Source organism: Amycolatopsis pigmentata, from assembly GCF_042684065.1.
GTDB lineage: Bacteria > Actinomycetota > Actinomycetes > Mycobacteriales > Pseudonocardiaceae > Amycolatopsis_E > Amycolatopsis_E pigmentata.
Window position 1 is genome coordinate 169919 of the sequence record NZ_JBHUKR010000022.1, and the last position, 12539, is coordinate 182457.

A 12539-nucleotide genomic window follows, 5' to 3' on the forward strand; every position below is an offset into this window, starting at 1 on the left:
TACGCAAGTTAGGCCCGGTGTCACGCGGGCCGCTGAGCCCCCGGATTCGCTACTCGTCATCGAGGTCTCCGGTGGCTAACTCCGCGAGTCGCTTACCGACCGTCACGGGGTCGATGGGGTTTCGGTTGCCGGTCTTCGGCACCTTCACGCCGTACTCGCGCTCCAGCCGCGCAGCCAGACTCTTGGCAGTCAGTGGCCGATACGGCGCCCAGCGCGGCCACTTCGCCTTCAGCGAGTCGGCCACCTGGGCCGCGGGGATCGGTTCGCCAGCCCCGAGCACTTCGGCGACGTCCTCGAGCAGGTCCCGGTGTTCCTCAGCGACTCCCGGCGCGGGCCGGTCGCCCTGGATCGGGGTGCCGTCGGCGACGGTCCCCATCGCCCGGTCGATGACCTCGGCGGCCGCGTCGTAGCCGGTGTCGTCGTTGACCTCGACGAAGAACGTCCGCACGATCTCGAACAGCTCCTCGGACACACCGGTGGCGACCATCGTGCCCCGGTCGACGTTGAACCGCAGCTCAGTGGCCCGGATGCCGGCCGCGAACGACCCGTCGCCGAGGAACCCGTCGTTCGAGCGCCACGTCTTGACCGCGAAGCACCCGTTGATGCCGACGTTCTCCACCAGCTGCGACGGGATGGCGTTAGCGCGGGACGACTGGGTGTCGAACCCGCAGATGATCCCGGTCTTCCGGCCGCGTTTCACCACGTCAACGGCCAGTTCGGCGGCGTCGTCGGACTTCGAGAACAGCTCGTGACACTCAGAGAACAGAGTCACGATCGGCCGCAGGTCCGGGTGTTTCTCGGCGATCGCCCGAGTTGCCTTCTTCGCGCCGATCTCGGCGAGCCGCTGCTCGCGACGCCCAACTTCCTCGTAGAGCTCGCGCAGGTGCTCGGTGGCCATCTCGACGTGCTCCGGCGTGGCGCCCTTGACATAAAGCGCCAGCCGCGGTTCGTAAGCGTCGAAATCGCCGTTATTGGCGAACACGTGCACCCGAAGCTCGGCGAGCGGGTCCAGGGCGGCGCCGAGCATCACGACCCGGGCGGCGTTGGACTTGCCTTGTCCGGGCTGGCCACCGAACACGAAGTTGCCCCCGAACAGGACAAACACCACCGTGTCGCCGCGCTGGGTGATGCCGACCGGAACGCCGGCGAACACGTCCGCGGTGCCCTCGTGCAGCAGCGGATACGGCGGGGTGGGCTTGTCCATCACGCCGGAATCGGCGACATACAGGTTGACGAACCCCGCCCGGCCGCCCTTGCGTTTCCCGTCGTCAGAGGGCCAGACCTCGACAGGGTTGCGGTGCAGGTTCTTCGCCAGGACGTCGGCTTGGTTCGCCACCATCAAGGGCGTGACCCCTGCGGGAAGGTCGAAGATCGTCCGGTAGCCCTTGAACACTCCTTGGCCTTCCCGGATGGGGATGAGGTCGAAACTCGGCACCCATCCTTCCTTGGTGATTGCCTGGGCAAGCCGAGGAATGCCCAGGTAGCGCAGCGCGGCGGCGATCCCGTCCGGCGTGACGACCGTGCCTTCCTTCGTCGCTTCGTTGATCTTCGCGGCGTCCGTCCACCCCGCGGCAGAGGCCTTGTCCCGCCGCCGCCCGAGGCTCCACAGCCACATCAGCACCCCGGCGATCACCGCGGCAGTGATGACCAGGAAGAAGCTCGTGACCAGCCAATACGTCCATGTGATCGTGTGGATGATGGCCATGAGTGGCGCGAGGATGAGGGCTGGGTCTTGTCCGGCGATGGCGAGGATTCCGCCGAGCAGGATCAGGGCGACGATCACCAGCGTGATGCGGGTGGCTGCGGCTTTGAGCATGTCGCCGCGGTGCTTGATCCGGTCCATGCGCCGGTCGTGGCGGGCCTTCTTGGCCTGTTCAACTTTGCATTCCCACAGGTCGAGCCGGTCCCAGTCTTTTGCCCGTTCTAGTTCGTCCATGACGCGCTGGTAGCGGGACTGGCTCTTGGCTTCCCAGATCCGCAGGGCGACCGTCTTCGCGCCGTCCTTGACGTAGCTGATGTGCTGCACGGCGGTTTCCGCGCTGCGCCGGTACTCCGCGTAACGGGCGAGTTCCTTCTCCCGCTGGATCTCGTCGTACTGCTCGGGGGTGAGCACGTCGCCCTCCAGCGCATCTCCAGCGGCGCTCCAGTCGTCTCCAGCGCCCCGCCCTTTGAACGGGACGACGTTCGACGAACGCGTCTTCTTCTGGTCGTCGGTCACTGCTCGCCTCCAGCGCTGGAGGCCCGCTGGTGATCGGCGGTCACCAGCTTCGCCAGCGCGCTCGCCAGGCCGAGCACCGCGACTGGTACGCACGCGACGAGCATCGTGATCTGCCACGGCGCGCGGTCCATGTGGGCGGCGGCCATGAGGTGGTAGGCGATCTGGGCTCCAGCGCCGATCACCAGGCTGGCGACGCTGGAGATCTTCGCGAAACGGACAGTCCGGTCTGAGTATTGGCCAGCGGACAACCAGCAGCGGAGGGCGTACGCGCCGTACGCCTCGACCGACAGTGGAAGCACGATCGCCGTGTTGAGCTGGAACTTGTCGACAATGCCGGGCAGCGGCTGGATCATGCCGAACCCGCACAACCGGCCGAGTCCGACCCACCCAGACCACACAGCGACCGCAGCACCCAACCCGATCACGAACAGTGGCCACGACGACAACCGAGAGCGTCTGGTGATCGGCTGGAGATCCGCTGGCGGCGCTGGATCTCCAGCCGAGTTGTCCTGGAGATCGGACATCTCCAGCGGATCACCAGCGGTCCCCAGCGGCGCCGGTTCGTCGACCTCGACTGCGGGCAACTCCTCGGTGTCCGGCCCGTCCTCTGGGTCGACTGGAGACGCGCTGGAGACGCTGGCCTCGGCTGGAGATTCGGTGTCCGCCAGCGCCGCCAGCGCCTTCTTCACCTGGTACTCGGAGAACCCGGTTAGCTCCACGATCGTGGGCCGTCCGGGTCGGGGCCGGCCTTCGGTCTGGGCGTCTTCCAGGACCTGGCGGACACGGTCGGTGATCTCGTCGGGGTCGGCCGTAGGTGTGCTCACGACTCGATCTCCTTCCGGTCGAGGTGCTGCCGGGCGCGGTATTCGGCGGTGGCCCACAGCAGCGCGGCCACACCAGTGCCGATCGCCCACCACGGCGACACGGTCGCGGCGAGAACGGTGGGCGCGGTAACACCGGCGAGTTCGGCGCGGTGGCGGCGGACCCACCTGGCGGCGAGGTCGACGCGCGCTGTCTGCGGCCGCGTGACGATCTGGCGGCGCTCGTTGCGGGACGCCGCCGGGGTGTCCGGCTCAACGGGTTCGGGGACGGACACGGGCGTCCTCCTTCCTGGGTGGGGTGGGTACGGGCATGAGCAGCCAGGTGGCGAAGGTGTCGACCCAGCGGGCGGCGACCTCCAGGCCGCGCACCAGCCCCTGGAGCGGGTCGCGGACGAGCCGGAGCGCGACGATCGCGAGCAGCGCCACGAGCATCACGAGGAGCTGGGGCAGGCTGCGGTCCTGGAGGTCGCCGCGAGGCATGGCTATCGGCCTCCTGCCGCGACTCGGGCCGCCGCGGCGATGCACTTTTCGTTGAGGCGACAGTGCAGGACGCCGTTTGTCCTGGTCAGCAGGAGGCGCGTGCCGTTGCCACAGTTGCAGCACTGGTTGTCGGGGAGTCGCGTGGAGCGCATGACTTTCCCGCCCCGCCCGGGGTCGGCGGTGTTCTTGTACCAGGTGTGACGAGGCATCAGCGGTTGCCTCCGTTCCGCTCGATGACGGGCAGGTGCAGGTGGAGGTGCTCGACCTCGACGGTGAGGGTGGTTTCGATGCGCAGGATCAGCGCGAGTTGTTCGACGGCGACGACGGATCGGTGCCGGCCTCCGGCGCATCCGATGGCGATGCGGATGGGGCGTGTGCTGACCAGGTGGGCGATGGCGGCCGCTTGGGCGTCGAGGTATCTGACGGCTCCGGGCTGGTTGAGGACGCGCACGCGGATCTCGTTTTTGAGTCCGGTGAACTCGCGCATGGCGGGGTCGTGGTGCGGGTCGCGCCAGAGGTCCCGGACGTCGAGGACGAGGTGGGGGCGGTGGTCGGCCACGGCCTTGGGGACGCCGCCTTCGTGGAGGTAGCCGAAGGACTGGAGGTGGATCATCGCTGGCTCCTCATGGCGATCCAGGTGGTGATCAGGGACGCGGCCACGCCGATGGCCCGGTGTGTGGCCTGGTCGCATTCCATGAGCGCGGTGCCGGGCCCGCTGGTGTCCACCACGCCTTCGCGGCGCTGCACGGTGGCGTGGTCGAGGTAGCCGCCCTTGCCGATGCGCCGCATGAGCCGGATGAATGGCTCACGCCGGTCGATCGCGTAGTGCGTGGCGGCGTTGAGGGCCATCCCGGCGGCGAGTGCGCGGAACGGAAGCCGGTAGCCGAGCGCCCTGGTCACGAGGATCGCGGCGAGGGTTTGGCCGGCGGTGTAGCTGGCGACGTGCCGCGCGCAGTGGCGCCGACCTTCCGGACCCGGCTTGCCCTTGCCGATGGCGTCCGCGCTGTTCTGGAGGATCTGGTCGCACGCGGGGTGCACGTCAGTGAACGTGGCGTGCAGCGCGCCGTAGAGCGCCAGTCCCTGGGCCGTCCGGGTGATCGCCGGGCGTTGAGCGCGCGGCGGGTCGGGGATGTAGCTAAGTTCTCGCATCGGGTCGACTCCTTCGCAGTCGATCAAGGGCCTCGGGTCGGTGTTCACGCACCGCCGGGGCCCGCCTTCCTTACTTAGTGGGTTTGATCCAGCTTTCGTGCTGGTCGGCGGCGTGGCGTTCGCGGGCGGCCTGTTCGGTGTTGCCGGCCGCCTCGGACTGGTTCGCGTAGTCGCGGAGGCGTCCGGCGGCCCAGTGGTTGTAGCCGTTCCAGTCCGCTTGCGTGTACTGGGTGAACGGCTTGCTGCGGCGTTCCGCGTCGGGGGTCATTTCCGGCTGTGCCATGTCAGCTCGCCACCCGTCCAGCCGCCAGGAACCGCTCGACGCCGCCGGTGTAGTAGCGGGCGACCGTGTTGACGACGTCGCGGGCGGTGCGGTCCGGGACGCCCTTGGGGAGCAGATCTGCGTACTGGCAGTCGGCGATCCATTCCCGCATCTCGCGGAGGGTGGCGTCGCTGAGGACGCTGCACAGGTGCTCGATCACTTGAACTCGACCTTGTAACCGGTGTGCTGGCCCCAGCTCCGGAGGCCGCCGGGGTAGTGCTTCTCGATCTCGCTGGCGATCTCACGGTCGCTGTAGACCTTGCGGTGGTTGTTCTCTTCCAGCCACTCGCTCATCAGGGCGACCTGGCTCTGCGGGATGTTGGCTTTCCAGATCCGGCTGCCGCTGAGAGTGATCGTGATGGGCATTTTGGCGAGTTCCATGCGCGTGCTCCTGTGGTTGCGGTGGGGTTGTTCAGTGGTGGCAGTGCCCGCCGTGGTGGGGAGGCACGTCGTTCGCGGCGATGGTGGCGGTGTTGTGGATGGCGGTGTCGTCGTCGCTGGGCGCGGACTGCCGGGCCTCGCGGCGTTTCCGCCGCTTCTCGGCGCGGTCCAGGGCATCCTGCGCGGCCGCCCAGTCCTCGCGGAACTCAGCGATCTTCTGGGTGACCTTCGCGCCGATCTTCTCGAGCATCCCGATCACGCCCGGGGGTCGTCGATCTTGACGGCCACGCCGTTGGCCTGGCCCCAGGCTTCGATGCCGCCGGGGTAGAAGGCGCGGATGTAGCCGACGAGGCTGATCGGATCGTCCGAGGTCGGGCGCCCGTTGTCGGCCAGCCACTTGTTCATCTGCTCGGCCTGGCCGACGGGGACGTGGGCGCCGAGGTAGAGGCCGTTCTCGTCGAGCCGGGCCATGATCGTGCTGGTCATTCCTGCTCCTGTCCTTGTCGTTCTGGGTGGAAACCCGGCCGGGCACCGGAGCGCCCGGCCGGGCTGGCCCTCCACGCCCTTTCGGGAGGACCGCCATCCGTCGCGCCGGACTGATTCACGCGACAGACGGGGACTTGAGGTGGTGCCCCGCGCCGGGAACTGGGGGAGGGTCAGCGCGGGGCAACGGCCGGTCAGCCGTCGGGGGTCGGCGTGACCGGCGGTCTGGGGGTTAGGGCCAGTCGAGGACGTCGAACACGACCTGCTTGAGGCCGCCGGTGGTGCTCAGCAGCGCTCGCGGCGGGTTGCTGCCGGTGGCACGGTCGGCGTCTTCAGCGCTGTAGCGGGCGCCGATGGATCCGCTGGCTGTGTTGAGCAGGGAGAGCCAGAGGAAATCGACGTGGTCAGCGCGAGTACGGGTGCCGGTGATGAGCGGGCCGGCGTGCGTGAAGCAGAACCCGGCGGCTTCGGCCTGGTGGCGCACAGCGTTGAGGGTCCGCAGGGCTTCCTGGTTCTCGGTCACTACCGCCTCCTTGTGGGGGCCTCGGCGGGCGTGCCGGACTTCGCGCCCGCCGAGGCATGTGGGCCGTCCAGCTCGGGAGGTCCCGTCTCGTCCCGGGACCGGCGAACGGCCATGGTCTGTGCCCGGATGCGGGCGACGGTGTTGCAGGGCTGGCAGAGGTCCACGCCCGCGAGGTCCAGCACGATGTCGGAGACGTCGCGGCGGTCGTGGTCGTCGGGGTTGAGGTGCGTGTCCGCGTGCAGCGGGGTGACGACCGGCTGGAGCGGCGGCTCGAACTCCGTGGCGGGGTACTGGTGCACGAGGCCGTCGACGGAGTAACGGCGGGCGTGGAAGGGGGCGCGGCCGGTCATCGCCGGTCGCTCCGCTGCTGCTGGGAGCGCTGCACGACGATCCGAGCCATGCGCCCGATGTGGTCGTTCAGCTCCTCGACAAGTTCCGGAGACACACCGACAGGACCAGGCGCGGTGACCTCGACCCCGACCCGCTCACGGCCATCGACCTCGATGACGCCGACACGGATCTGAGCTGGCAGCCCGTCATCACGCGCACGAACGGGAGTGATGAGAGGCTGTACGAGCCATCTCGGGTCCACGGCTTTCCTCCTTGGTGCGCTGGCCTGAGCTGGTCACCAAGGCCCGTGATGGCGCTGATGACATCTATAGGTAACCGCGCGCCATCAAACATACGCAATACTCCGAATGGGCGGTAGTCGACCCCCCGGCTACCTGCGTTATCGTTGATGGCATGGGCGTCATCAAGAAGGCCGCTAACGCTGGGCCACTGGCCGATCTGGTCAAGAGCTTGCGCACCGAACGCAAGCTGGTTCAGCGCGACTTCTGCGAACTTGTCGACATCGACCAGGGAACCTGGGCCAAATACGAACGCGGCACGCGCACACCCAGCGTGCCCACCATCGAGCGCGTGCTCGCCAAACTGGGGATCTCCGGCGACCGCCGCGAAGAGATCCTGGCGACTGCCCGCGGTGCCGACGCGCCGCGCTGGCTCGCCACCACACTCCCGGAACAGCGTGCGCAACAGGCCGCGCTGATCCGCGCCGAACGCAAGGCCAAGAGCATCCGCCAGGTCGCACCCGAACTCATTCCCGGCCCGCTCCAGACAACGCCCTACGCACGCGCCATCTTCGAGCGCGCCGGCCTCGACGAAGACGAGATCGAAATACGGGTCACCACCCGCAACGGGCGCCGTGACGTCATCACGCGCCCAGACGGCGCCCAGTTCTCGGTGATCCTCGGACCAGCCGCCCTGCGACAGCAGATCGGCGGCCTCAAGACGTTGATCGGCCAGCTCAAGCACCTGCGTGAACTCTCGGACTGGCCGAACATCGACATCCGCGCGTGGGACTACACCGCGGACTGGCATCCCGGGCTGGAAGGGTTCTTCGCCCTCATTGAGAGCGACGAGGAGTCGCCGCTCGTCTATCTCGAAACGAGACGCAGCGGGCTCTTCTTCTACGACGCGGAGGACGTCAAGTCATATCGTGATGCCTTCAACCGGATGGTTGGCGACGACCCGCGAGAGGCGGTGGCGATGACTCCGGCTCGCACCCAGCAGGCCATCACCGACCTGATCAAGGAACTGGAGACCTGATGAACTGGCGAAAATCCTCGTTCTCCGAGAACGGGGCGAACTGCGTCGAGGTGGCGGACGAGCCGGGTCCTGGCCGGCTCGTCCGCGACAGTAAGAATCGTAGCGGCGGCGAGATCCCGTTAACCGGTGACGAATGGACGGAGTTCCTCAAGGCCGCCCGTGAACGGGACTTCGCGCACCAGCCCGGCGGCGTGAACGTCGAGCTGCTCGCCGACGGCGGCGCACGCATGACGAAGGGGAAGGTGGTCCTCACCTTCACGGCCGACGAAATGACGGCGTTCTACGCTGGCGTGGATGCTGGCGAGTTCGACAAGCATAGGGAGTGCCCCAACTCGCCGGACGGCTGGCACGACTACAGCGGTGGCCGTTGCCGCCACTGCGGGAAACCGGAGTGAACGATGGCACGTAGAACAGTCACACCCCACTACCACGGGCACCTCGCACGGAACTGGACACCGGCAGCCCAGACCGGCGCCAGCACCTTCCGCAAGGCGCTCGACGGCGAAGAAGCCGTTGCGGACTGGTTGGCCGAGCAGCTCCGGGAAGCCATCGGCAAGCCGGATCTGGAGCTCGCCGACGAGCGCGAGGTGTGGACGAATCTGGTCCGCGACGACCAGACCATCACCACGGGCCCCCAGGGTGGTCCGACCATCACCGCGGTCGCGATGACCGACCAGTCCTGCGACTGCCCCCGGCCACAGATCCGGGCAATCCCCGGCAGGCACAGCACGCTGTAGGACGAGCACGACAACGGCCCCAGGCGATGCCTGGGGCCGTTTCGTATGCGGGGACTTCTCGGGGACTACTTCGTCTCGCGCTGTTTCGGGACCGTGGCGGAGGCGTCGCGTGCTGCCCGCCGTCCGGCCATCCACTGTTCGGGGCCCGGCTCGCGACGGCGGGGAAGCATGGTCCACGCGATCACGGCGATGAGCGCGACGGCGGCGAGCACGGTTTTCGGGGCGGTCCTCATGTCGTCCTTTCGGCGGTAAACGATTGCGGAGGATGGCTGCAAGGAGTCGCAGCCCTGGGAGACGCTGTTACGTTTGGTTCAGACCTGAACCGACTGGCACGCCACACGGCCGCCCACAGCCGGACCCGGCTCGACCGCTCCCCGTACTGGCCGCCACTCGCGGCACGCAACGCGTCGAGGGCGCGCGAGTAGGCGAGCACCACACGCGGATCGCTCGCCTCGTCCCGCATCTCGGCCAGACGCCTGGCGTACCCGGTGAGGTCCTCGTCGCTCATGCGCGCGGCGGTCACGGGCCACACACCGGAGCAGTCGCCGCGGGCGGCGGGGCGAGCTCGACACCGAGCGTCCACGCGTCCGGGGACAACCGGATGCCGACCGCCATCGCCACGAACGTCACCGGGCCGATCATGCTGAGGACGACGATGCGCCACGGCGTGAACGTCGGCCGGATTGCGCGCCGGGGCGCCGGGCGGGTCACAGCCATCCCCGGAAGATCGCGGCGAAGACGATGACGAACGCCGTGGCGGTCGCCGTCAAGATGAAGTGGTGCCGGAGGAGCCACGGCTCGCGCGGCCCGGCTAAGCGATTCAGAAATGAACGAAAACCAGAGGCGAGCGACGAATTGTCGCTTTTATCAAACACGTATACCCCCCAGGGGGTTGCGGGCGGACGTTATACCGCCTCACATTGATGTTTGAGTGGTCTTTGTGGACGCGAGGCATCGAAGACGAAATCGTGCCCACCTGTCGCGAACTCGGCATCGGCATCGTGCCGTTTTCGCCGCTGGGCCGTGGTTTTCTCACCGGCACCATCACGTCCGTGAGCCAGCTCGCCGAAGGCGACATGCGCCGTGGCATGCCCCGGTTCACCGAGGACAACCTCGATCGCAACCTGGGAATCGTGCGAGCGCTGCGGGAGCTGGCCGAGGAGAAGGGCGTGACCCCGGGTCAGCTCGCGCTGGCGTGGGTCCAGCACCAGGGCACCGACGTCGTCCCGATTCCCGGCACCAAGCGGCGCAAGTACCTGGAAGAGAACGCCGCCGCGGCCGGCCTCGAACTGTCCGAAGAGGACATCCGGAGGATCGAGGCGGCCGCTCCGCCCGAGGCCGTCGCGGGCGAGCGTTATCCCGAAAGGCTCGCCCGGACCTCAGGCCGCTAGCTCACGACTCCAGGAACGCGGCGACCGTGGCGGGGGTCTCGTCGACCGGGACCTGGCGCTGCTCGCGGGTGGAGAGGCTGCGGACGGTGACAAGGCCACTGTCCCAGTCTTCCCGCCCGACGATGACCACCGCCTTGGCGCCTGCCTTGTCCGCCCGCGCCAGCTCCTTGCCCAGCTTCCGGGGCTCCAGCGGAGTCGCGGTGCGCAGGCCCGCGCGCCGCAGGCCGCTCGCCACCTGCCGGGCGGCGGCGTGGAGCTCGTCGCCGACCGGGATCACCATGACGTCGGCCTCGCTGCGCGGGTTCGGCGTCAGGCCGTGCGTGTCCAGGAAGTCCATCAAGGTCACGTCGCCCATGCCGAACCCGATGCCGGTGATCTGCTGCGACGTGAACATCCCCGCCAGGTCGGCGTACCGGCCGCCGCCGAAGAGCGCGCGGTTGTTGTCCGGGGAGATGTCGAAGACCTCGAACACGGTCGACGTGTAGTACGCCAGCCCCCGCACGATCATCGGATCGAACCGCACCAGCCCGGAGGCTTCGCTGGAGAGCACCCGAACCAGGTTCGACGCCTCCTTGACCGCCGCGGGCAGCTCGTCGAGCAGCGCCGTCCCGGCGCCGAGGACGTCACCGAGCTTGTCGAACTGCTTGTCGGACAGGCCGATCTCCTCCGCCTGCGCGGCGAGCGTGTCGCGGTCGTACTTCTCCCAGCGGTCCACCAACGAGAACACCGGGTTCAGGAGCTCGGCGGGCACGCCCGCGAGGTCGGTGATCGCGGACGCGAGAAGGTTCCGGTCGTTGGCGCGGACCAGGAACATGTCCTCGGTCGCGCCGAGCGCGTGGAGCAGTTCGTGGATCAGCTCGAACATCTCGATCTCGCAGTTCGCGCTCTCCGAACCGAAGATGTCGGCGTTGATCTGCCAGTGCTCCCGCACCCGGCCCCGCTGCGGACGTTCGTAGCGGTGGCAGTTGGGGTGGCTGTACCAGCGCACCGGGAACTGGAGCTTGCCGGCGTTGCCCGCGATCATCCTGGCCACCGACGGCGTCATCTCCGGGCGCAGGGCCAGCCTGCGGCCACCCCGGTCGGTGAGCGTGTAGAGCTGCTGGTCGACGATCTCCTCGCCGGACTTGCGCTCGTAGATCTCCGCCGATTCCAGGACGGGGCCGTCGTAGCGCAGGTACCCGAAGCGTTCGAGTACCTCGTAGAGATGGCCGAACACCTGCGTCCGGACGGACATCTCCGGGGGCAGGAAATCCCTGGTGCCCCGGTAGGGCGCGGTGGGCAGGTACTCGGGCACGGTGGACTGCTTCCTTCGCGTGGATGACGGCTGTTCTGCACGGAAGTCTATCGGCGTGCGCCCGGCCGCCGGGCTCGCGCCGCCTGAGAGGGGAAGTCAACACAACCCAACGCGACTCAACACCAACACCGCCGACCTGGGCATTGCCCGTGTTTCAAAGGCGCGCGATCGGATTTGCGTAGACGGGCCGTGACTCTCGCCGCCAGCCTCATCTCGGCAGGCAGGCGGCCCGCCTCCGAAAATCCGAAGCCTTCGGCACCCGCGCGCGTCTACTCACCTCATGTGGAGACACAGGCTTCAGAACACGCGCTAACCGCTTCAGCCCATGAGCGTGGCGGCCACGGTCGCGCCCAGCTCCCAGCAGGCCGCCAGATCGGACTTCGACGGTTCGCCCGTCACCGTGACCGACGCGGCCGCCCGCGACCAGCCCAGTCCCGTGGTGATGGACTCGATTCCCCTGACGGTGCCCGCCACATCACTTCCGCCGTGCACGTAGTAACCGAAGGGCCTGCCCTTGGTGGCGTCGAGGCACGGGTAGTAGATCTGGTCGAAGAAGTGCTTCAGCGCGCCGGACATGTAGCCGAGGTTCGCGGTGGTGCCGAGCAGATAGCCGTCGGCGTCCAGCGCGTCGGGCACGGTCGCCGCCAGCGCCGGCCGGCGGACGACGTCGACGCCCTCGATCTCCTCCGTGGTCGCGCCCGAGATCACGGCCTCCAGCATCGCCTGCACATTGGGCGAGGGCGTGTGATGGACGATCAGCAGCTTCGCCATGCCTGTCGAGGCTGCCCGCCGCGGACGCGACCCGCAACCCGCCGTTCTGGTCTACGCCAGTGCCCTGCCGGCCTGAGTGGTCTCAACGGGCCCACACCCTCGCTGTACTGCGGTTTTCTCGTTAGGGGGACCCCCCGTCGGGCAGTGATCAACGGGTGTGTAATCTTCTCTTCGTCGCCAGGGAAGACCGGGGCCGACGGAGGGAAAACCTCCAGAGGTACCGCTTGCCCACGGCATCAGCCTTCGGCCGAATCAATCGATTCAACCGGGGTTGGAGCGTGGCCTGGTGGCGGAGACAACGGATGTGTTGTTTGAGAACTCAACAGTGTGCTAGTGAACTATAGCCAGTAGAGCTTTGTTT

General features: G+C 68.0%; 22 protein-coding genes and 1 pseudogene. 4 read left to right on the forward strand and 19 right to left on the reverse strand.

What is annotated here, in order from left to right:
• Positions 1-49: 49 nt before the first annotated feature.
• The 14 genes from ACFSXZ_RS35685 to ACFSXZ_RS35750 all read right to left on the reverse strand — a co-directional run bounded on the left by ACFSXZ_RS35685 (position 50) and on the right by ACFSXZ_RS35750 (position 6969).
• Entirely contained in the window at positions 50-2218 is a 2169-nt protein-coding gene (locus tag ACFSXZ_RS35685; RefSeq protein ID WP_378270407.1) for a hypothetical protein, read from the reverse strand.
• Positions 2215-3042 (reverse strand): hypothetical protein, encoded by an 828-nt coding sequence (locus tag ACFSXZ_RS35690; RefSeq protein ID WP_378270409.1) that lies wholly within the window; start codon positions 3040-3042, stop codon positions 2215-2217. The genes ACFSXZ_RS35685 and ACFSXZ_RS35690 overlap by 4 nt, the downstream gene beginning before the upstream one ends.
• Positions 3039-3314, reverse strand: a complete 276-nt coding sequence (locus ACFSXZ_RS35695; protein ID WP_378270411.1) for a hypothetical protein — start codon at positions 3312-3314, stop codon at positions 3039-3041. The genes ACFSXZ_RS35690 and ACFSXZ_RS35695 overlap by 4 nt, the downstream gene beginning before the upstream one ends.
• Positions 3292-3519, reverse strand: coding sequence for a hypothetical protein (locus tag ACFSXZ_RS35700; RefSeq protein ID WP_378270412.1), 228 nt, complete (start codon positions 3517-3519; stop codon positions 3292-3294). Before ACFSXZ_RS35700 ends, ACFSXZ_RS35695 begins: the two co-directional genes overlap by 23 nt.
• A 208-nt stretch (positions 3520-3727) precedes the next feature.
• Positions 3728-4132 carry a RapZ C-terminal domain-containing protein gene (locus tag ACFSXZ_RS35705; RefSeq protein ID WP_378270414.1) on the reverse strand — a complete coding sequence of 135 codons (405 nt, stop codon included), beginning with the start codon at positions 4130-4132 and terminating at the stop codon, positions 3728-3730.
• Positions 4129-4668, reverse strand: coding sequence for a hypothetical protein (locus ACFSXZ_RS35710; RefSeq protein WP_378270415.1), 540 nt, complete (start codon positions 4666-4668; stop codon positions 4129-4131). Before ACFSXZ_RS35710 ends, ACFSXZ_RS35705 begins: the two co-directional genes overlap by 4 nt.
• Before the next feature lie 70 nt (positions 4669-4738).
• Positions 4739-4951 (reverse strand): hypothetical protein, encoded by a 213-nt coding sequence (locus tag ACFSXZ_RS35715; protein ID WP_378270417.1) that lies wholly within the window; start codon positions 4949-4951, stop codon positions 4739-4741.
• A gap of 1 nt (position 4952) precedes the next feature.
• Entirely contained in the window at positions 4953-5150 is a 198-nt protein-coding gene (locus ACFSXZ_RS35720) for a hypothetical protein (protein WP_378270419.1), read from the reverse strand.
• Positions 5147-5371, reverse strand: coding sequence for a hypothetical protein (locus tag ACFSXZ_RS35725; RefSeq protein ID WP_378270421.1), 225 nt, complete (start codon positions 5369-5371; stop codon positions 5147-5149). The genes ACFSXZ_RS35720 and ACFSXZ_RS35725 overlap by 4 nt, the downstream gene beginning before the upstream one ends.
• A gap of 31 nt (positions 5372-5402) precedes the next feature.
• A complete protein-coding gene (locus ACFSXZ_RS35730) occupies positions 5403-5621 on the reverse strand; it encodes a hypothetical protein (protein WP_378270423.1) in 219 nt (72 codons plus the stop codon).
• Positions 5622-5626: 5 nt separating this feature from the next.
• Positions 5627-5857, reverse strand: a complete 231-nt coding sequence (locus ACFSXZ_RS35735) for a hypothetical protein (protein WP_378270424.1) — start codon at positions 5855-5857, stop codon at positions 5627-5629.
• Positions 5858-6086: 229 nt separating this feature from the next.
• Positions 6087-6377 (reverse strand): hypothetical protein, encoded by a 291-nt coding sequence (locus ACFSXZ_RS35740; RefSeq protein WP_378270425.1) that lies wholly within the window; start codon positions 6375-6377, stop codon positions 6087-6089.
• On the reverse strand, positions 6377-6727 hold the full coding sequence (locus ACFSXZ_RS35745; protein ID WP_378270426.1) for a hypothetical protein: 351 nt from the start codon (positions 6725-6727) through the stop codon (positions 6377-6379). Before ACFSXZ_RS35745 ends, ACFSXZ_RS35740 begins: the two co-directional genes overlap by 1 nt.
• On the reverse strand, positions 6724-6969 hold the full coding sequence (locus ACFSXZ_RS35750; protein ID WP_378270427.1) for a hypothetical protein: 246 nt from the start codon (positions 6967-6969) through the stop codon (positions 6724-6726). The genes ACFSXZ_RS35745 and ACFSXZ_RS35750 overlap by 4 nt, the downstream gene beginning before the upstream one ends.
• 152 nt (positions 6970-7121) lie before the next feature.
• On the opposite strand from ACFSXZ_RS35750, the gene ACFSXZ_RS35755 reads away from it, so the two are divergent.
• From ACFSXZ_RS35755 to ACFSXZ_RS35765, 3 genes are read left to right on the forward strand one after another with little or no spacing between them, the layout of a single operon-like run.
• Positions 7122-7985, forward strand: coding sequence for a helix-turn-helix domain-containing protein (locus tag ACFSXZ_RS35755; RefSeq protein WP_378270429.1), 864 nt, complete (start codon positions 7122-7124; stop codon positions 7983-7985).
• Entirely contained in the window at positions 7985-8380 is a 396-nt protein-coding gene (locus ACFSXZ_RS35760; protein ID WP_378270430.1) for a DUF397 domain-containing protein, read from the forward strand. The genes ACFSXZ_RS35755 and ACFSXZ_RS35760 overlap by 1 nt, the downstream gene beginning before the upstream one ends.
• 3 nt (positions 8381-8383) lie before the next feature.
• Positions 8384-8722, forward strand: a complete 339-nt coding sequence (locus tag ACFSXZ_RS35765; protein WP_378270432.1) for a hypothetical protein — start codon at positions 8384-8386, stop codon at positions 8720-8722.
• A gap of 65 nt (positions 8723-8787) precedes the next feature.
• Here the strand turns inward: ACFSXZ_RS35765 and ACFSXZ_RS35770 are convergent, their stop codons facing one another.
• The 3 genes from ACFSXZ_RS35770 to ACFSXZ_RS35780 all read right to left on the reverse strand — a co-directional run bounded on the left by ACFSXZ_RS35770 (position 8788) and on the right by ACFSXZ_RS35780 (position 9597).
• Positions 8788-8955 (reverse strand): hypothetical protein, encoded by a 168-nt coding sequence (locus tag ACFSXZ_RS35770; RefSeq protein ID WP_378270434.1) that lies wholly within the window; start codon positions 8953-8955, stop codon positions 8788-8790.
• 286 nt (positions 8956-9241) lie between these two features.
• Entirely contained in the window at positions 9242-9439 is a 198-nt protein-coding gene (locus ACFSXZ_RS35775; protein ID WP_378270435.1) for a hypothetical protein, read from the reverse strand.
• Positions 9430-9597, reverse strand: a complete 168-nt coding sequence (locus ACFSXZ_RS35780) for a hypothetical protein (protein WP_378270436.1) — start codon at positions 9595-9597, stop codon at positions 9430-9432. Before ACFSXZ_RS35780 ends, ACFSXZ_RS35775 begins: the two co-directional genes overlap by 10 nt.
• A gap of 45 nt (positions 9598-9642) precedes the next feature.
• Here ACFSXZ_RS35780 and ACFSXZ_RS35785 point away from each other — a divergent pair.
• A pseudogene (locus tag ACFSXZ_RS35785) lies at positions 9643-10113 on the forward strand (aldo/keto reductase); the annotation flags it as partial.
• A 1-nt stretch (position 10114) separates the two neighbouring features.
• Here the strand turns inward: ACFSXZ_RS35785 and hisS are convergent.
• Both hisS and ACFSXZ_RS35795 read right to left on the reverse strand, forming a co-directional pair.
• Positions 10115-11407 (reverse strand): histidine--tRNA ligase, encoded by a 1293-nt coding sequence (gene hisS, locus ACFSXZ_RS35790; RefSeq protein WP_378270438.1) that lies wholly within the window; start codon positions 11405-11407, stop codon positions 10115-10117.
• 318 nt (positions 11408-11725) lie between these two features.
• A complete protein-coding gene (locus tag ACFSXZ_RS35795) occupies positions 11726-12178 on the reverse strand; it encodes a flavodoxin family protein (protein WP_378270440.1) in 453 nt (150 codons plus the stop codon).
• Between the last annotated feature and the right edge of the window lie 361 nt (positions 12179-12539).

Excerpts from the sequence above, each read along its gene's own strand:
- ACFSXZ_RS35700 (WP_378270412.1), bottom strand. The coding sequence starts at position 3,519 with ATGCCTCGCGGCGACCTCCAGGACCGCAGCCTGCCCCAGCTCCTCGTG.
- ACFSXZ_RS35760 (WP_378270430.1), top strand. The coding sequence starts at position 7,985 with ATGAACTGGCGAAAATCCTCGTTCTCCGAGAACGGGGCGAACTGCGTC.
- ACFSXZ_RS35775 (WP_378270435.1), bottom strand. The coding sequence starts at position 9,439 with ATGGCTGTGACCCGCCCGGCGCCCCGGCGCGCAATCCGGCCGACGTTC.
- ACFSXZ_RS35765 (WP_378270432.1), top strand. The coding sequence starts at position 8,384 with ATGGCACGTAGAACAGTCACACCCCACTACCACGGGCACCTCGCACGG.
- ACFSXZ_RS35705 (WP_378270414.1), bottom strand. The coding sequence starts at position 4,132 with ATGATCCACCTCCAGTCCTTCGGCTACCTCCACGAAGGCGGCGTCCCC.
- ACFSXZ_RS35735 (WP_378270424.1), bottom strand. The coding sequence starts at position 5,857 with ATGACCAGCACGATCATGGCCCGGCTCGACGAGAACGGCCTCTACCTC.
- ACFSXZ_RS35725 (WP_378270421.1), bottom strand. The coding sequence starts at position 5,371 with ATGGAACTCGCCAAAATGCCCATCACGATCACTCTCAGCGGCAGCCGG.
- ACFSXZ_RS35715 (WP_378270417.1), bottom strand. The coding sequence starts at position 4,951 with ATGGCACAGCCGGAAATGACCCCCGACGCGGAACGCCGCAGCAAGCCG.
- ACFSXZ_RS35770 (WP_378270434.1), bottom strand. The coding sequence starts at position 8,955 with ATGAGGACCGCCCCGAAAACCGTGCTCGCCGCCGTCGCGCTCATCGCC.
- ACFSXZ_RS35745 (WP_378270426.1), bottom strand. The coding sequence starts at position 6,727 with ATGACCGGCCGCGCCCCCTTCCACGCCCGCCGTTACTCCGTCGACGGC.
- ACFSXZ_RS35755 (WP_378270429.1), top strand. The coding sequence starts at position 7,122 with ATGGGCGTCATCAAGAAGGCCGCTAACGCTGGGCCACTGGCCGATCTG.
- ACFSXZ_RS35710 (WP_378270415.1), bottom strand. The coding sequence starts at position 4,668 with ATGCGAGAACTTAGCTACATCCCCGACCCGCCGCGCGCTCAACGCCCG.
- ACFSXZ_RS35730 (WP_378270423.1), bottom strand. The coding sequence starts at position 5,621 with ATGCTCGAGAAGATCGGCGCGAAGGTCACCCAGAAGATCGCTGAGTTC.
- ACFSXZ_RS35795 (WP_378270440.1), bottom strand. The coding sequence starts at position 12,178 with ATGGCGAAGCTGCTGATCGTCCATCACACGCCCTCGCCCAATGTGCAG.